The 15,060-nt window shown below is 60.2% G+C and carries 16 protein-coding genes; 12 read left to right on the top strand and 4 right to left on the bottom strand.

Annotated elements, in window-relative coordinates; genetic code table 11:
* The first annotated feature begins 54 nt into the window (after nucleotides 1-54).
* Nucleotides 55-1,269 carry an NADP-dependent isocitrate dehydrogenase gene (locus AC1DYF_RS17645; RefSeq protein WP_477878047.1) on the top strand — a complete coding sequence of 405 codons (1,215 nt, stop codon included), beginning with the start codon at nucleotides 55-57 and terminating at the stop codon, nucleotides 1,267-1,269.
* 161 nt (nucleotides 1,270-1,430) lie between these two features.
* Here AC1DYF_RS17645 and AC1DYF_RS17650 read toward each other — a convergent pair whose 3' ends face one another.
* Nucleotides 1,431-2,384: a flagellin N-terminal helical domain-containing protein gene (locus AC1DYF_RS17650; RefSeq protein WP_477878048.1), complete on the bottom strand. Its 954-nt coding sequence runs from the start codon at nucleotides 2,382-2,384 to the stop codon at nucleotides 1,431-1,433.
* 284 nt (nucleotides 2,385-2,668) lie between these two features.
* Between AC1DYF_RS17650 and AC1DYF_RS17655 the strand changes: the two genes are divergently transcribed.
* Together AC1DYF_RS17655 and AC1DYF_RS17660 are read left to right on the top strand one after the other, a co-directional pair.
* A complete protein-coding gene (locus AC1DYF_RS17655; RefSeq protein ID WP_477878049.1) occupies nucleotides 2,669-3,625 on the top strand; it encodes an ADP-ribosylglycohydrolase family protein in 957 nt (318 codons plus the stop codon).
* Nucleotides 3,626-3,636: 11 nt separating this feature from the next.
* Nucleotides 3,637-5,361 (top strand): SDR family oxidoreductase, encoded by a 1,725-nt coding sequence (locus AC1DYF_RS17660; protein WP_477878050.1) that lies wholly within the window; start codon nucleotides 3,637-3,639, stop codon nucleotides 5,359-5,361.
* Nucleotides 5,362-5,528: 167 nt separating this feature from the next.
* Here the strand turns inward: AC1DYF_RS17660 and AC1DYF_RS17665 are convergent, their stop codons facing one another.
* Nucleotides 5,529-6,104: a flavodoxin domain-containing protein gene (locus AC1DYF_RS17665; protein ID WP_477878051.1), complete on the bottom strand. Its 576-nt coding sequence runs from the start codon at nucleotides 6,102-6,104 to the stop codon at nucleotides 5,529-5,531.
* 227 nt (nucleotides 6,105-6,331) lie between these two features.
* Here AC1DYF_RS17665 and AC1DYF_RS17670 point away from each other — a divergent pair, with 227 nt between their 5' ends.
* Together AC1DYF_RS17670 and AC1DYF_RS17675 are read left to right on the top strand one after the other, a co-directional pair.
* A complete protein-coding gene (locus AC1DYF_RS17670) occupies nucleotides 6,332-7,840 on the top strand; it encodes an AAA family ATPase (RefSeq protein ID WP_477878052.1) in 1,509 nt (502 codons plus the stop codon).
* A 339-nt stretch (nucleotides 7,841-8,179) separates the two neighbouring features.
* Nucleotides 8,180-8,785: a PadR family transcriptional regulator gene (locus AC1DYF_RS17675; RefSeq protein ID WP_477878053.1), complete on the top strand. Its 606-nt coding sequence runs from the start codon at nucleotides 8,180-8,182 to the stop codon at nucleotides 8,783-8,785.
* A gap of 87 nt (nucleotides 8,786-8,872) precedes the next feature.
* Here AC1DYF_RS17675 and AC1DYF_RS17680 read toward each other — a convergent pair whose 3' ends face one another.
* Both AC1DYF_RS17680 and AC1DYF_RS17685 read right to left on the bottom strand, forming a co-directional pair.
* The gene (locus tag AC1DYF_RS17680) at nucleotides 8,873-9,238 is read right to left on the bottom strand and encodes an MmcQ/YjbR family DNA-binding protein (RefSeq protein WP_477878054.1); all 366 of its coding nucleotides are present in this window, start codon (nucleotides 9,236-9,238) and stop codon (nucleotides 8,873-8,875) included.
* Between the two features lie 72 nt (nucleotides 9,239-9,310).
* Entirely contained in the window at nucleotides 9,311-10,291 is a 981-nt protein-coding gene (locus AC1DYF_RS17685; protein ID WP_477878055.1) for a TerC family protein, read from the bottom strand.
* Between the two features lie 389 nt (nucleotides 10,292-10,680).
* On the opposite strand from AC1DYF_RS17685, the gene rpsD reads away from it, so the two are divergent.
* The 7 genes from rpsD to AC1DYF_RS17720 form a co-directional block, all read left to right on the top strand.
* A complete protein-coding gene (gene rpsD / locus AC1DYF_RS17690; protein WP_477878056.1) occupies nucleotides 10,681-11,298 on the top strand; it encodes a 30S ribosomal protein S4 in 618 nt (205 codons plus the stop codon).
* Between the two features lie 228 nt (nucleotides 11,299-11,526).
* Complete coding sequence (locus AC1DYF_RS17695; RefSeq protein ID WP_477878057.1) at nucleotides 11,527-12,114, top strand: cytochrome b; 588 nt, start codon at nucleotides 11,527-11,529, stop codon at nucleotides 12,112-12,114.
* Nucleotides 12,115-12,130: 16 nt separating this feature from the next.
* Nucleotides 12,131-12,694 carry a YceI family protein gene (locus AC1DYF_RS17700; RefSeq protein ID WP_477878058.1) on the top strand — a complete coding sequence of 188 codons (564 nt, stop codon included), beginning with the start codon at nucleotides 12,131-12,133 and terminating at the stop codon, nucleotides 12,692-12,694.
* Between the two features lie 68 nt (nucleotides 12,695-12,762).
* Nucleotides 12,763-13,044 (top strand): hypothetical protein, encoded by a 282-nt coding sequence (locus tag AC1DYF_RS17705; protein WP_477878059.1) that lies wholly within the window; start codon nucleotides 12,763-12,765, stop codon nucleotides 13,042-13,044.
* Complete coding sequence (locus AC1DYF_RS17710; RefSeq protein ID WP_477878060.1) at nucleotides 13,044-13,706, top strand: nucleotidyl transferase AbiEii/AbiGii toxin family protein; 663 nt, start codon at nucleotides 13,044-13,046, stop codon at nucleotides 13,704-13,706. Before AC1DYF_RS17705 ends, AC1DYF_RS17710 begins: the two co-directional genes overlap by 1 nt.
* Nucleotides 13,707-13,830: 124 nt before the next feature.
* A complete protein-coding gene (gene ttcA / locus AC1DYF_RS17715) occupies nucleotides 13,831-14,634 on the top strand; it encodes a tRNA 2-thiocytidine(32) synthetase TtcA (RefSeq protein ID WP_477878066.1) in 804 nt (267 codons plus the stop codon).
* Nucleotides 14,631-15,060, top strand: a 430-nt coding sequence (locus tag AC1DYF_RS17720) for an inositol monophosphatase family protein (protein WP_477878061.1), incomplete at its 3' end; no start/stop codon positions are given. The genes ttcA and AC1DYF_RS17720, both read left to right, overlap by 4 nt.

Genomic DNA, 15,060 nt, shown 5'->3' on the forward strand with positions numbered 1-15,060 from the left:
CCGCCATGCTCCGGCCGCACACTCCCACCGCGGCGAAACCAAGAGGTAGATTTCATGAGCAAGATCAAGGTTGCAAACCCCGTTGCCGATCTCGACGGCGACGAGATGACCCGTATCATCTGGCAGCTGATCAAGGACAAGTTGATCCATCCCTATCTCGATCTGGAAATCGATTATTTCGACCTCTCTGTGGAACACCGCGACGCCACCGCCGACAAGGTCACCGTCGATGCGGCCAATGCGATCAAGAAATATGGCGTCGGCATCAAATGCGCGACGATCACGCCCGACGAAGCGCGCGTCAAGGAATTCAACCTCAAGGAAATGTGGAAGAGCCCGAACGGCACGATCCGCAACATTCTCGGTGGCGTGATCTTCCGCGAGCCGATTATCTGCAAGAACGTGCCGCGCCTGGTGCCCGGCTGGACGCAGCCGATCGTCGTCGGCCGTCACGCCTTCGGCGACCAATATAAGGCCACGGATTTCAAAATGCCCGGCAAGGGCAAGCTGACGATGAAGTTCGAGGGCGAGGACGGCACCATCATCGAGAAGGAAGTCTATAAGTCTCCGGGTCCCGGCGTCGCCATGGGCATGTATAATCTCGATGAATCGATCAGGGAATTCGCCCGAGCCTCGCTGATGTATGGCCAGATGCGCAAATGGCCGGTCTACCTGTCGACCAAGAACACCATCCTCAAGGTCTATGACGGCCGCTTCAAGGACATTTTCCAGGAAGTCTTCGAGACCGAGTTCAAGCCGGAATTCGACAAGCTCGGCATCGTCTATGAACATCGCCTGATCGATGACATGGTCGCCTCGGCGCTGAAATGGTCCGGCGGCTACATCTGGGCTTGCAAGAACTATGACGGTGACGTCCAGTCCGACACAGTGGCGCAGGGTTTTGGTTCGCTAGGCCTCATGACCTCCGTGCTGCTGACCCCGGATGGCAAGACCGTGGAAGCCGAAGCCGCCCACGGCACCGTCACCCGTCACTATCGCCAGCATCAGAAAGGTCAGGAAACCTCGACCAACTCGATCGCCTCGATCTTCGCCTGGACCCGCGGTCTCGCCCATCGCGCCAAGCTCGACGACAATGCCGAACTGGCAAAATTCTGCGCAACGCTGGAAAAGGTCTGCGTCTCGACCGTCGAGTCCGGTTTCATGACCAAGGACCTGGCGCTGCTCATTGGTCCTGACCAGCCGTGGCTTTCCACCACAGGCTTCCTCGACAAGATCGACGAGAACCTGAAGAAGGCGATGGCAGCCTGATCTGCCGCACATCGTGACTGCAAAACCCGGCCTCGTTGGGAGCCGGGTTTTTCTTTCTCTCGGATCTGATGCTCGCGGGCCGCAACCGGCAGCGGCGTCGATATCTTACCTGCTCCGGTGACGGAGCAAGATGTTCGGTCCTCTGTTTTCGGGGCTCTTTATCACTGCAGCAACCGCAGCATATTCAGCGGCGTGGCATTGGCTACCCCGAGCGCCGTGCTGGCAAGCGATTGCTGTACATCGACAGCCTTGATCTTGGACGCTGCCTCGTCGAGATTGGCATCCACCAGCCGCCCGACGCCTTTATCCTGCGTATCCTGCAGGTCCACGACGAAGGAGCTCTGCATCTTGATGCGCGAGGCGAGCGAGCCGAGGCCGGCGGCGGCATCGGTCATGGCCATCAGCATCCGCTCGGTCACACCGAGCATTTCGTCGACCTGACCGGCGGTGGTGTTCTGGTCGAGCTTGAATTCGGTATGGGCCGGCGTGTTGCGGCCTTTGATGATCACCCAGTCGGTGGAGGCGCCCTCGGCGGCCGCATAGGCTGCATTGGTCAGGATGCCGCCCTGGCTGTTCTCGTCGATCAGATGGTTGGTGCCCACCGCGTTGATCATTGAATAAGTCAACAGCTTCACAGACACCGTGCCGTCGCCATTGCGGCTGAATGAGCCCACAACCTGATGATCCTGGTCGTCGGCCGCACTTGTCCGGTCGAGCCAGTTGACGCCGTTGAACTGGGAGGAATCGACGATCGAATAGAGCTGCTGGCGCAACTCGGTCACTTCATTGTTGATCTTGACCTTGTCGACGCCGGCCTCGCGGGCGTCGACAAGTTTGTCCTTGATCTGCTGCACCACCCAGATGGCATTGGTCATGCCGTTATAGGCAACGCCCACGGCAGCCTCGCCCATGCCGAGTGAATCCTGCGCAGCGGCCAGCGCCTTGTTGTCGGATTTCATCGTGGTCGCGATCGACCAATAGGCCGTATTGTCCTCGGCGGTCTTGACCCTCAGGCCGGTGCTGAGCTGCTGCTGGGTAGAAAGACGTGTAGCGTCGATCTGTCGCAACTGCGCGACGGCGCCAATCGCGCCCGCGTTGGTCATTATGCTGGTCATGGCGACTTCCGAACTCAATACTTGGACGATACAAATGCCTGACTGTCCCGGATTCCGTCGGCTGAGCGTCATGCAACGATCGGCGGAAACTTATCCTGTATGGTTAATATAGGATGCAGGGACATGCTTAAGACCGGGTTAAATGGAGGACGGGAAAATGGAAAATTGCCGAACTTCAAGCTCCTTCAATGTCGCCTGATTGACAAATTTATCGATAATTACAGTCACTTATAGGATAATTACGAACCGGATTCGACGCGCCGGAAGCGAAAGGGAACCAAGAAATGTCGAAACGGCTGCGTGAACCGGAGGAACAGCGGGCACATGCTCGCGGCTGCCTGCTTGGTCAGCTTGCGGGTGACGCTCTCGGCAGCCTGGTCGAGTTCCAGAGCGCGGAGCAGATTCGTGAGAGCTACCCGAATGGCGTGCGCCTGCTGGCCGACGGTGGCTGCTGGAGCACCATAGCCGGCCAGCCCACCGATGATTCGGAGATGGCGCTGGCGCTCGCTCGCACGCTTCTCGAACACGGTGCTTACGTCCAGGATGCTGCGCGCGATGCCTACCGGGCCTGGCTCGATTCCGTTCCCTTCGACGTCGGCATGACGACGTTCAACGGGCTAAGATATATGCCTGATCATGAAAGCCAGGCCAATGGCGCGCTGATGCGGATCAGTCCGCTCGGCATTTTCGGCGCCAATCGCCCGGTTGACGAGCTCGCCGAATGGGCGAGGCGGGATGCCTATATCACCCATCCCAACCGCGTCTGCGTCGACATCAACGTGCTTTTCGTGCTGGCGATTGCACATGCCATTGCAGCGCCGGTGACCGCGGAGGAACTTTACGGAATGATCGACGGCTGGTCTGCCGAATGGTCGGTCAGGCCAGAGGTGCGCGAGGTAGTTCGCGCCGCGCGCCACGCGCAGCCGCAAGACTATATCACCCATCAGGGCTGGGTGCTGATCGCTTTCCAGAACGCGCTCTGGCAATTGCTGCATGCGCCCAGCCTGGAAGAGGGAGTCGTCGACACGGTGATGCGTGGCGGCGATACGGACACCAATGCCGCGATTTGCGGTGCCCTGCTGGGTGCGGTCCATGGTCATGGCGCCATTCCGGCGCAATGGGAGACGAAAATCCTCACCTGCCGGCCGGAAAAGGGCAGGCCCAATGTCCTGCGCCCGCGGCCATCCATCTACTGGCCCGTCGACGCGCTCGACCTGGCCGAGACCCTGCTCGAAGATTGACAGGCGACCACATGACCCATCTCACCATCCTCATTCTTGGCGGCTATGGCATCTTCGGCGGCCGTCTCGCCGATCTGCTTGCCGATGATCCACGGCTGACGCTGATTATCGCCGGTCGCTCGCTCGACAAGGCTCGGGCTTTTTGCCAGGGACGGACCGCTACGGCCCGGCTGGTACCGGCGGCGCTCGATCGCAACGGCGACGTCGAGAGATCACTTGACGAGATGCGGCCCGATATCCTTGTGGACGCGACCGGCCCGTTCCAGGTCTACGGTGATGATCCCTACCGCTTGGTCAAAGCCTGCCTGCGCCGTGGCGTCCACTATCTCGACTTCGCCGACGGGAGCGCCTTTGCCAGTGGAATGCGCGGCTTCGATGCGGAGGCCAAGGCGAAAGGCCTGTTTGTCTTGTCGGCGGTCAGCAGTTTCCCGGTGCTGACGGCAGCCGTCGTCCGCCATCTTGGCGCGGATTTCGCCGCGGTCACCGATGTCGAGGCCGGCATCGCGCCATCGCCTTTCGCGGGCGTCGGGCCGAATGTCATCCGCGCGATCGCAAGCTATGCAGGTCGGCCGCTGCAGTTGCGCCGAAATGGTCGGTCGCAGACCGCTTTTGGAATGACCGAGTCTCGGCGCTTCGTCATCGCCGTACCCGGGCATCTGCCGCTCCATTCCCGACGTTTCTCGCTCGTCGATGTGCCCGATCTCCGGATGATTCCCGATGCCATGCCCGAACTGCAATCGATCTGGGTCGGTGCCGCACCGGTGCCTGAGATTTTTCTGCGTGCGCTGAATGGCCTCTCCGCGCTGGTGCGGCGAAAACTCTTTCCGGGGTTGTTGTGGCTGGCGCCGCTCTTCGATTTCGTCATCAACCACTGCCGTTGGGGCGAGCATCGGGGCGGCATGTATGTCGCTGCGGATGGGATAGGTCGGGACGGCAAAGCACGCCGCGCCGAATGGCATCTGCTTGCCGAAGGTTCTGACGGACCGCTCATCCCGTCGATGGCGATTGCGGCCATCATCGGCAAGGCTTTGGCCGGCGCAATGCTGCCACCCGGCGCCCGTGTCGCCACGGAGGCGCTGGAATTGGCCGACTACGATGCCGTCTTCGCTGGCCGAACGATCCATACCGGCATCCGCGTGCCGATGGCCCAGGCAGAGCCGCTTTACCGTCGCGTGCTGGGTTCGGCCTGGGAACATCTGCCGCAACCGATCCAGGACCTGCATTCGGTCGCGGACGAACGGCATTTTTCCGGGCGCGCCGCAATCGATCGCGGCAAGGGATGGATCGGGCGCCTGCTTGCAGCATTCTATCGCTTCCCGGCAGAAGGCGCGGACGTCCCTGTCGCTGTGACGCTCAAACGGCATGACGACGGCGAACGCTGGCAACGCAGTTTTGCCGGAAAACTATTTTCCAGTTGGCAATATGAGGGCCAAGGCAGAGGCCGCCATCTGGTCGAAGAGCAGTTCGGCCCCGTCACCGTCGGCCTCGCGCTCGTTCTCAACGACGACCGGCTGAACTATGTCGTGCGGCGATGGTCATTCCTGGGCATTCCGATGCCACGCTTCTTGGCGCCCTGCGGCACGACCTTCGAATATGTCGCGCAAGGCCGCTTCCATTTTCATGTCGAGATCGCCCATCCCTGGTTCGGCCTCATTGTCCGTTATCGCGGCTGGCTTGAGGACGCACTAAAGTCGCCGGCGAATTGCGAGGCCGCGCCCGACCGGAAAGATGTATAATACCAGTCTGTATCGAGTGTGGGCTGCCACAATCGATACAAGGGGGTGACAGACTTCCACAGCCGGCCGGCTGGCTTCGATCTTCGAGCCGGTTGTCAAACGGCTACCAAGCTCGATCATTGCAAAAGCACGTGTGGAAGCTGGTAGCGCGGCGAAAAACCCAGTCCTCAGGCCAGGGCCGCGTTTGGCGGCTCGGCTGGACCTTTTGATTTCGCAACGCCTCGCACAAAATCGTCGACAAACGAGGCGAGTGACGCCCAATCGGTGAACTCGTAATCGCGGCTGGAATCCACCGGGGCGCCGCGACTGTCGGCAAGTCGGCGCGCCATCCAGCGCTTGAAAAAGTCATATTCGATATAGCGCAGCGCACCTGCAGCGTGATGGACGAGCGTCGGCGACCAGCCGCTCTCAGCCAAAAGCCGTTCGGCAATCCCTTGTGCTTCGGTCCGTTCGTCTTCGTTCTGGCTGACGATCGACAGCGACACCGAGACGAAGGCGGACGGAACGGCATTGAGCCACTCAGCTTCGCGACGCACGAAATCCGCGAGCGCGGACGGGTAGCGGCTCGCATGGATCAGCGCGCAAAGGATGACGCCGTCGGGCTGTTCGAGCGTATGTTCGTACATGTCCGAGATGTTCATGATGAGGACGCGGTCGCCGCCGTTTTCGATCGTACTGGCGATCGTCTCAGCGATCTTGCGCGTCTGGCCTTCGACGGTCGTATAGGCGATGAAATATTTCATGAGCCTGTCTTTCACGTTGATCGGCAGCTTGCGCTTGAGGCCTGCCTTCGGCTTTGACGGAGATCAATCACCCGTCATTTTTGTGAAATCGCGCAAGCCCCAGCATTTTGTCCCACGCCTGCTGATAGTCGGATTGGGCGCCACAAGCCTGTGGGTAGCGTCCATTTCGCTCGCGCGATCAGGCGAATCCTTGCTATGACAGCGATTGGCGGACGACGAGGAAGGCAATGACGGCAGGCATCGATATGGGCAAGGGTTCGGGCGGCGAACGCTCGATGCTCGATCTTGAGGAATTGCTGGCGACGCGCCTCCTGGTGCAAGGCAATTCCGGGTCGGGCAAGTCGCATCTCTTGCGCCGCCTGCTCGAACAATCCGCCGGCTGGGTGCAGCAGGTGATCGTCGATCCCGAAGGCGATTTCGTCACGCTTGCCGATCGCTACGGCCATGTGGCAATCGAGGGCGAACGCACCGAGGCGGAACTCGTCGGTATCGCTGCTCGGGTGCGCCAGCATCGCGTCTCTTGCGTACTGTCGCTCGAAGGTCTCGACGCCGAAGAGCAGATGCGCATGGCGGCGATCTTCCTCAATGCCCTTTTCGATGCCGATCGTGATTTCTGGTATCCGGTTCTGGTCGTCGTCGACGAAGCCCAGCTCTTTGCACCGGCGGCAAGCGGCGAAGTGGCCGACGAAGTGCGGCGGCTGTCGCTTGGCGCCATGACCAACCTCATGTGCCGCGGGCGAAAGCGCGGGCTCGCCGGTGTCATCGCCACCCAGCGGCTCGCCAAGCTCGCCAAGAATGTTGCCGCCGAAGCCTCGAACTTTCTGATGGGCCGCACTTTCCTCGATATCGACATGGCCCGCGCCGCCGACCTGCTCGGCCTCGATCGCCGCCAGGCGGAAATGTTCCGCGACCTGCCGCGCGGCTCCTTCGTCGCCCTTGGCCCGGCGCTGACCAAGCGGCCGGTCAAGGTCGAGATCGGCACGGTCGAAACCTCCGCGCGGTCGTCGAGCCCCAAGCTGATGCCGCTGCCGGAGGCGAGTGCCGATGCCGCCGATCTGATCCTGACGCCGGATCCGGCCGAATTCGCCAGGCCGATCCCGCGCTACATCCAGCCGGCGCCGCGCCCGTCGACCGACATCATGGCCGAGCTATCCCGTCCGCGCTCCGAGGAAACAGAGCCTGTCGAGACGCGTCCAAAACGCGCTGAACTGACGCCGGAAGAGCGCGACGAATTGATCGCTGGCGCGCTTGCCGATGTGCTTGCCGGCGCCGACTCCGCCTTCCGCAGCGATGCCGAACTCTACCAGGATTTCCTTGTCCGCTGCCGCATCCGGCGGCTCTCGGGCACCACGGTATCGCTGCCGGATTTCCGCTTCCGGCTTGCCGTGAACCGCTCCGGCGCCGACGAGGAGATGCAGGCATCCGAAGCCTGGGGCAGGGCACTCGAGCTCAGCCATGCCGTCGCCGATGACCTCAAGGCCGTGTTCCTGATGCTCGCCAATGCCGCGCTATGCGGCCATCCATGCCCCTCGGACGCCGCCATCGCCCGTAGCTACGGCACCCATTCGGTGCGCCGCGCCCGCCGCCTGATCGGCTATTTCGAGGAGCAGAGCCTGGTCGTCGTCCACCAGGACCGCGCCGGTCACCGGATCGTCGCCTTCCCGGATCTCGGCGTCGAGACCGCACCGGGCAACCCCGATGCGCCCGAGGTTGAAGGCCGGCTTGCCGCCGAGTGAAACCCAAAACCATTGCAGACGAGACGCCGCCGCGTGTTGCGGCAGCCCCTTTTCCATTTACCAGTCAGCTGCTGGCGCGAAGTAGATCAACGTTGGTGACATCGCCGATCTAGGCAAAGTGCGTGCCGCTAGCCTCTGCGATGGGTGTGACTGCCTGCTAGTTGAATTCGAGATTTATCCGTCCCCAGAACGCCGCATGCAGGCTCTTCTTGGCGGCCGCCAAGAAGAGCGATTTCGGCTTGCCGAGAAAAAGATATAAAAAAGATATATCGAAACCTTGAAATCCGACGCTCAAAAAGATATATCGAAATCGTATCGAAACACGATTGGAGATATCAGATGTTTGGACATTTCAGAGGAAGATGCGACAACGGCGGCCATGACCGCTTCGATTTTGCGCGACGGAGCGGTTTCGGCCATCCGTTCTTCAGCCACGACGAGGACAGCGGCTTCGGTCCCGGTCCTGGCGGGCCGTTCAGCCGCGGTGGGCGCTTCTTCGAACACGGCATGCTGCGGCTTGTGATCCTGGCGCTCGTCGCCGAACAGCCGCGCCACGGCTACGAAATCATCAAGGAACTCGAAGAGCGGACATCAGGCCTTTACGCGCCGAGCGCCGGCGTCATCTACCCGACGCTGACGCTGCTCGAAGAAACCGGTGACATCGAGGTCCAGGCGACGGATGGAGCCAAGAAGCTCTATACCGCCACCGAAGCCGGGCGGGCGACACTTGAGGAAAATCGCAAAGCGATAGACGCAGTGTTCGCACGCTTCGAGGCGATCCGGTCAGCCGCCAAGCCGGAGCGCGATCCGCGCATCATGCGCGCCATCGACAATTTCCGGACGGCACTGGCGATGAAGGCGCGCAGCGGCAATCTCTCGACGGAGCAGATCAGCACACTGACGAAGCTGCTCGATGAAACCGCACGCAAGATCGAGGAAATCTGACCATTTCCTCGACCAAAGTCCCGGGCGCCCGGGACTTGCCATTATCGGGCAGCCGTCGAATCGTTTGGATAATAGAGCGACGGGCGCTTAATCGATCTCGATGCCCAGTTCCGTCCGCACTTTCTTCGTCAGCCCTTTTGCGACCAGCTTGTAGGACCGCCGGATATACGTTTCGAGATCGTCCCGTGGCAGTTCGGCCTTTTCCGCAACCGTTATCCATTGCCGTTTGGCGAAATAGGGTGCCTGCTGGATGTCATCCATGGCCGTGAGGATTTCGAATGTCTCCTCGGTGCATTTGAACACGATCTGCTCGCCGCGGCCACCCCATTGGCTGAGCAGCGTAAACACCTTGCCGCCAACCTTGGCGACCCGCGATTCCCACTGGTCGACGAATGTGACGCCGGCGAGCGATCCCGCAAACGCGTCGAACCCTTTCTTCTCGAACAGCGACATAGGACCTCCCGATTCTGTTTTATGTCAGCTTGGCGCAGCCACGACCCGTGTTCAATCGGAATCGAGATGCCGTCAGCCGTGTGCGACCTTCTCGTTGCGCGTCGCCCACATCGAGCCGAAAACGCCGGCCGCCAGCAGCGCCATGGTCACGCCAAGCGACAGCATCGGCGGGATCTTGGCGATGCCGAGCATGTCGGCAACGAAGATCTTCGAACCGACGAAGATCAGCACCGCGGCAAGCGCGTATTTCAGATAGGCGAAGCGATGCACCAGAGCGGCAAGTGCGAAATAGAGAGCACGCAGGCCGAGAATGGCGAAAATGTTGGACGTGTAGACGATGAACGGGTCGGTGGTGATCGCGAAGATCGCCGGGATCGAGTCGACGGCAAAGACGAGGTCGGCGAGTTCGACCATGATCAATGCCAGCAGCAGCGGCGTGATCAAGGTCTTCAGTCGACCCGACTTCGGGTCTGCCTCACGGACGGCAAATCGCTCGCCGTGCAGCTGTTGCGTTACCGGCAGATGCCGGCGCAGGAAGGTCAGCACCGCATTGTTTCCGAGATCGGTCTCATGGCCCGACGAAAACAGCATGCGAATGCCGGTGATCACCAGGAAACCGGCAAACAGATAAAGAACCCAATGAAAATTCTCGACGATCGCCGCCCCGCCGGCAATCATGATGCCGCGCAACACGATCACGCCCAGAATGCCGTAGAGCAGTACCCGATGCTGGTATTGGCGTGGGATGGCAAAATAGGAAAAGATGGTGGCGATGATGAAGATATTGTCCATCGCCAGCGATTTCTCGACCACGAAGCCGGTGAGATATTCAAGCGCCGGCTGCTGGCCGGATTGATACCAGACAAAGCCGCCGAACATCACGCCGACCGTGATATAGAAGGCGGAAAGCCCGAGGCTCTCCTTGATGCCGATCTCGCGCGAACTCTTGTGGAGCACGCCGAGGTCGAGCGCCAGAAGGGCGAGCACGAGCGACAGGAACACGGCCCACATCCAGGCGGGCGTGCCGAACAGATCGAGATTAAGGAAGTGCATCAGTCAACCAGGACCGGGCGGCGGTTGGCTTGCAGGACCCGACATCACGTGATGCCCGGAATTCACGCCAGAGGGGCCCGGATCCTTGGTGCCCATCGCAATTGGGAAGCGTGCGATCGGCTTTCAAGGGCGGGGGCAGGAATTTCCCGCTCAAGACGTTGACAATTCTGAAACAAGCTCATAGAAGCCGCTCAACTCCGGGCCGCAATGCCCGGTGTTTCGTTTCTTTTGGCCTGCAAGCCGGAGGAAGCAGAGCATGTCCCGTGGCTTCTCCATTCGCGAATGCGAGAAACCTGTCAGAGGCGGCCGCAAGGCAGTCTCAGAGGAGGGCGTGTTTCCTTGAACAATAAGCGCGGTTTTTGACCGCTTGATAACAGAAAGGAAATACGATGAGCAAACGCGCATCGTCTAAGTACAAGATCGACCGCCGCATGGGCGAGAATATCTGGGGCCGCCCGAAGTCCCCGGTCAACCGCCGCGAATACGGCCCCGGCCAGCACGGCCAGCGCCGCAAGGGCAAGCTTTCCGACTTCGGCGTGCAGCTGCGTGCCAAGCAGAAGCTCAAGGGCTACTACGGCGATATCTCCGAGAAGCAGTTCCGCGCCACCTACGAAGAAGCGTCGCGCCGCAAGGGCGATACCCCGGAAAACCTGATCGGCCTGCTCGAATCGCGCCTCGACGCCATCGTCTACCGCGCCAAGTTCGTGCCGACCATTTTCGCGGCCCGCCAGTTCGTCAACCACGGCCACGTCAACGTCAACGGCGTGCGTGTCAATATCGGTTCCTACCGCTGCAAGGCCGGCGACGTGATCGAAGTGCGCGAAAAGTCCAAGCAGCTGGTTATCGTGCTCGAATCGGTCGGTCTCGCTGAGCGCGACGTTCCGGATTATATCGAAGCCGACCATTCCAAGATGAAGGCCACTCTGGCCCGCGTCCCCGGCCTCGCCGACGTTCCGTATCCGGTCATCATGGAACCGCATCTGGTCATCGAATTCTATTCGCGCTGATCCCTTTTCAGCCGATCAAGACGGAAAAAGCCGCCTCTCAAGGGCGGCTTTTTTCATGTTCCTTTTCGCGTTCTACACGGCGCCTCTCGTTTCGATCACGAAGGTTCGAACGCAAGTGATTTGAATCTTCGGAGATTTTGCGGATGCTGCGAGCCCACGCTGGTCTCTTGCCGAGAGACCGGTAGCCGAGGCATAACCGGATGGTTGGCGCTGAAATGAAAGAAGTCCATGATCCGCAATACAACCCGCTCCTGGGGCCTCGTCTCGGTTCTCTTCCACTGGATCATGGCCGCGCTGTTTCTCTGCCAGTTCGCGCTCGGCTGGTACATGGTCGGCCTGACGAACATCAAGGATGTGCTGGAGCAGTACAATCTCTACCAACTGCACAAATCGGTCGGCTTCACCATTCTGGGTCTGGCCATTCTACGCCTCGCCTGGGCGCTGACATCGAAACGCCCGAAACTGCCCGACACCATGCCAGGCGGCGAAAGGCAGCTGGCAAACGGCGCCCATGTCGCGCTCTATGTGGCACTGTTCGTCGTGCCGCTGACCGGTTGGGCTGTCGTGTCGACCTCGACGCTGCCGATCGCCACCTGGTATTTCCACCTGTTCGTCATTCCTTCGCTGCCGCTTGGCGTGTCGCGGAGCGCCGAACAGATGTGGACCAGCATCCACGGCTTTCTTGCCTATACCGCCATCTTCCTGGCCGCGGTACATATCCTCGCCGCGCTCAGGCATCATTTTCACCACAAGGACGCGATATTGCTCCGCATGCTGAGGCCCGGTTACGCGGGCAAGGAAGGCGCGCCCGAATAGACATACTGGAGTTCCCATGCTGAAATCGGCCGTTACCGCACTCGTCGTCGTCCTGTCGACCGCAACCGCCCATGCCGACGAGCTTTCAGACGTGGCGGGCCGTTACCGGGTCCTGTCATCATCGCATATCCATTTTTCCGTGGCCCAGGCCGGCGGCGCCTCGATCGAGGGCGAATTCCGCCAGTTCAAGGGCGTGTTCCAGATCGACAAGGCGATCGGGCGCTCGAAGGTGGAGTTTTCGCTGCTGCCGGCGAGCGTCACGGCCGCCGATCCGCGCATCGAGGAATTCATCAAGTCCGAACCGGTTTTCGACGTCGCCGAGCATCCGACGGTGAGCTTCAGATCCACCACCGTGGCACGCACGGGCGGCAACAGCGCCAGCATCGACGGCCAGCTCTCGGCCAAGGGCGTCACGCGACCGACGAAGTTTTCGATCACCTTCAAGGGACAGCAAGGCAAAATGCTGAAATTCCACGTCACCGGCAAACTGTCGCGCGCCATGTTCAACATGGATGTCGGCACGCCGATCTATTCCAACATGGTGGTGCTGGACATGGACCTGGTCGGGCAGAAGATGTGAAACGAATGAATCCCGTTGCTTCAGGCGAAATTCGACCTAGAATGAAAATTTCAACGAGGTAAAATCTTTTGAGCCAGTCGAAGAGCGATATCGATATCTTGGTATTGGGAACGGTGAATGCCCCGTACGCCCGGAAATTGGGTGGCGACGAGCTTGCAGAGGCAATTCTAAACTTGTCGCTGGCCAAGGAGGCGGCAGGGCCGGTATCGTCCTTCTTCTATGACGTTCCGGTTGCTTTGCAGAAACAGTTCGCGATCGCTCATGGCCTGTCTGAAGCGGCTTTAGCGCAATTGGCAGCGCAGTTCACGACATGGTCTGGTCAGCCTTGGCCAGGTGCCGCGGCGGCTTGATGCTGACGGACTGGTCAAAGCTTTTCGCAATCGCCTGCGATGTGATCGATCAGGTGAATTCCGAGTTTCCGATCATCGAGGAGTGGACGCTGGGCGGCGGCACGGCTTTGATGCTGCAAATCCACCACCGTCATAGCCACGACGTCGATATCTTTATTGAAGACGGGCAGTTGCTGGCTTTTCTTGATCCGAGGAAGGCAACTTTCCGCTTTGAAATCATGCCGAGAAATTACGGAGGAGATGGCAGCACATTTCAAAAGCTTGTCTTTGCGGAACTTGGCGAAGTCGACTTCATCGTCAGCCGTCAAGTCACATCACGCCCGTTTTCCAAGACTCTGATCGAGGGCCGGCAGATATTGTTGGAGACTGTCGGAGAGATTATCGCCAAGAAGATTTTCCACCGAGGTGCCAACATCACGCCGCGCGACATCTTCGATCTGGCTGCCGCCGCTTTTGTTTTTCGATCGGATGTGGACGCTGCTCTCGCCGATGTAGTCGAAAAAGTCCCATTGGCGATCGCGGCAATCGAAAGGCAAAATCGCGACTATCTCGAAAGTGTCATCAGTGATCTACAGATCTTGCCGTCGTTCGAACATTTGCAACATTCGGCGGTCGACCATGCTCTTGCGGTTCTTCGGAGCGCGGCCTCGAAACATCCTTGACGCATCGCAGCAATAGGCTATTGCCTCATCGACCCATTTCCACCGAAGGCACATGCCTATGCTGACCACCAATCCGGATGCTCCGCGCGACGACGAAGATGGCCTTGGCTTTGCCGGCGACTCGATGATGGAAGCGCTCTACCGGCATGCGCCGCAATCGAGCAATTTCAACAAGCTGAGAAAGCGCCTGATGCGCAATCTGCGCCAGGCGATCGATGATTTCGGCATGCTGAACGGCCAGAAGCGTTGGCTTGTCTGCCTATCGGGCGGCAAGGATTCCTACGGCCTGCTGGCGCTGCTCCTGGAACTCAAATGGCGCGGCCTGCTGCCGGTCGACCTTCTGGCCTGCAATCTCGACCAGGGACAGCCGAATTTCCCGAAACATATCCTGCCGGATTATCTGAATTCCCTCGGCGTCGCGCATCGCATCGAATACCGGGACACCTATTCGATCGTGAAGGAGAGGGTGCCGGAAGGAGCCACCTATTGCTCGCTCTGCTCGCGGCTGCGCCGCGGCAATCTCTATCGTATCGCGCGCGAGGAGGGTTGCGAGGCCGTGGTGCTCGGCCATCATCGCGAGGATATCCTCGAAACCTTCTTCATGAATTTCATCCATGGCGGCCGCATGGCGGCGATGCCGCCGAAACTGCTGAATGACGAAGGCGACCTGATGGTCATGCGGCCGCTCAGCTTCTGCGCCGAGGACGATCTCGCCCGCTTCGCCGCGGCCATGCAGTTCCCGATCATCCCCTGCGACCTCTGCGGCTCGCAGGATGGCTTGCAGCGCAATGCGATGAAGGCGATGCTCAGCGACATCGAGACACGCATGCCCGGTCGCAAGGATGTGATGCTGCGCGCGCTCGGCCATATCAACCCGTCGCACATGCTCGATCCGAAACTCTTCGACTTTGCCGGGCTGACGCGATGAATTTTGCCGATCAYGACATTGATTTCCTGCGTGCAATCGTGCGCGAGGCAGGCGAGACCGAAATCCTGCCGCGTTTCCGCGCGCTGGGCAGCGGCGACATCAGCGAGAAGAAATCCTCGATCGATCTCGTCACCGATGCCGACCTGCTGGCGGAAAAGCACATTACCGCCCGGCTCAAGCAGCGTTTCCCAAATGCATTGGTTCTCGGCGAAGAGGCCTACGAGACCAATCCGGGGCTGCTCTCGGCACTTCCCGACGCGGATCTCGCTTTCGTCATCGATCCGGTCGACGGCACCTTCAATTTCACCGCCGGCCTGCCGGTCTTCGGCACCATCCTCGCCGTCGTCGTCAAGAGCGAGACCGTTGCCGGCCTGATCCATGATCCGGTGCTGGGCGATACGTTGGTCGCGACCAAAGGGGCAGGGA

It is taken from the genome of Rhizobium sp. P2_G9, assembly GCF_056403475.1.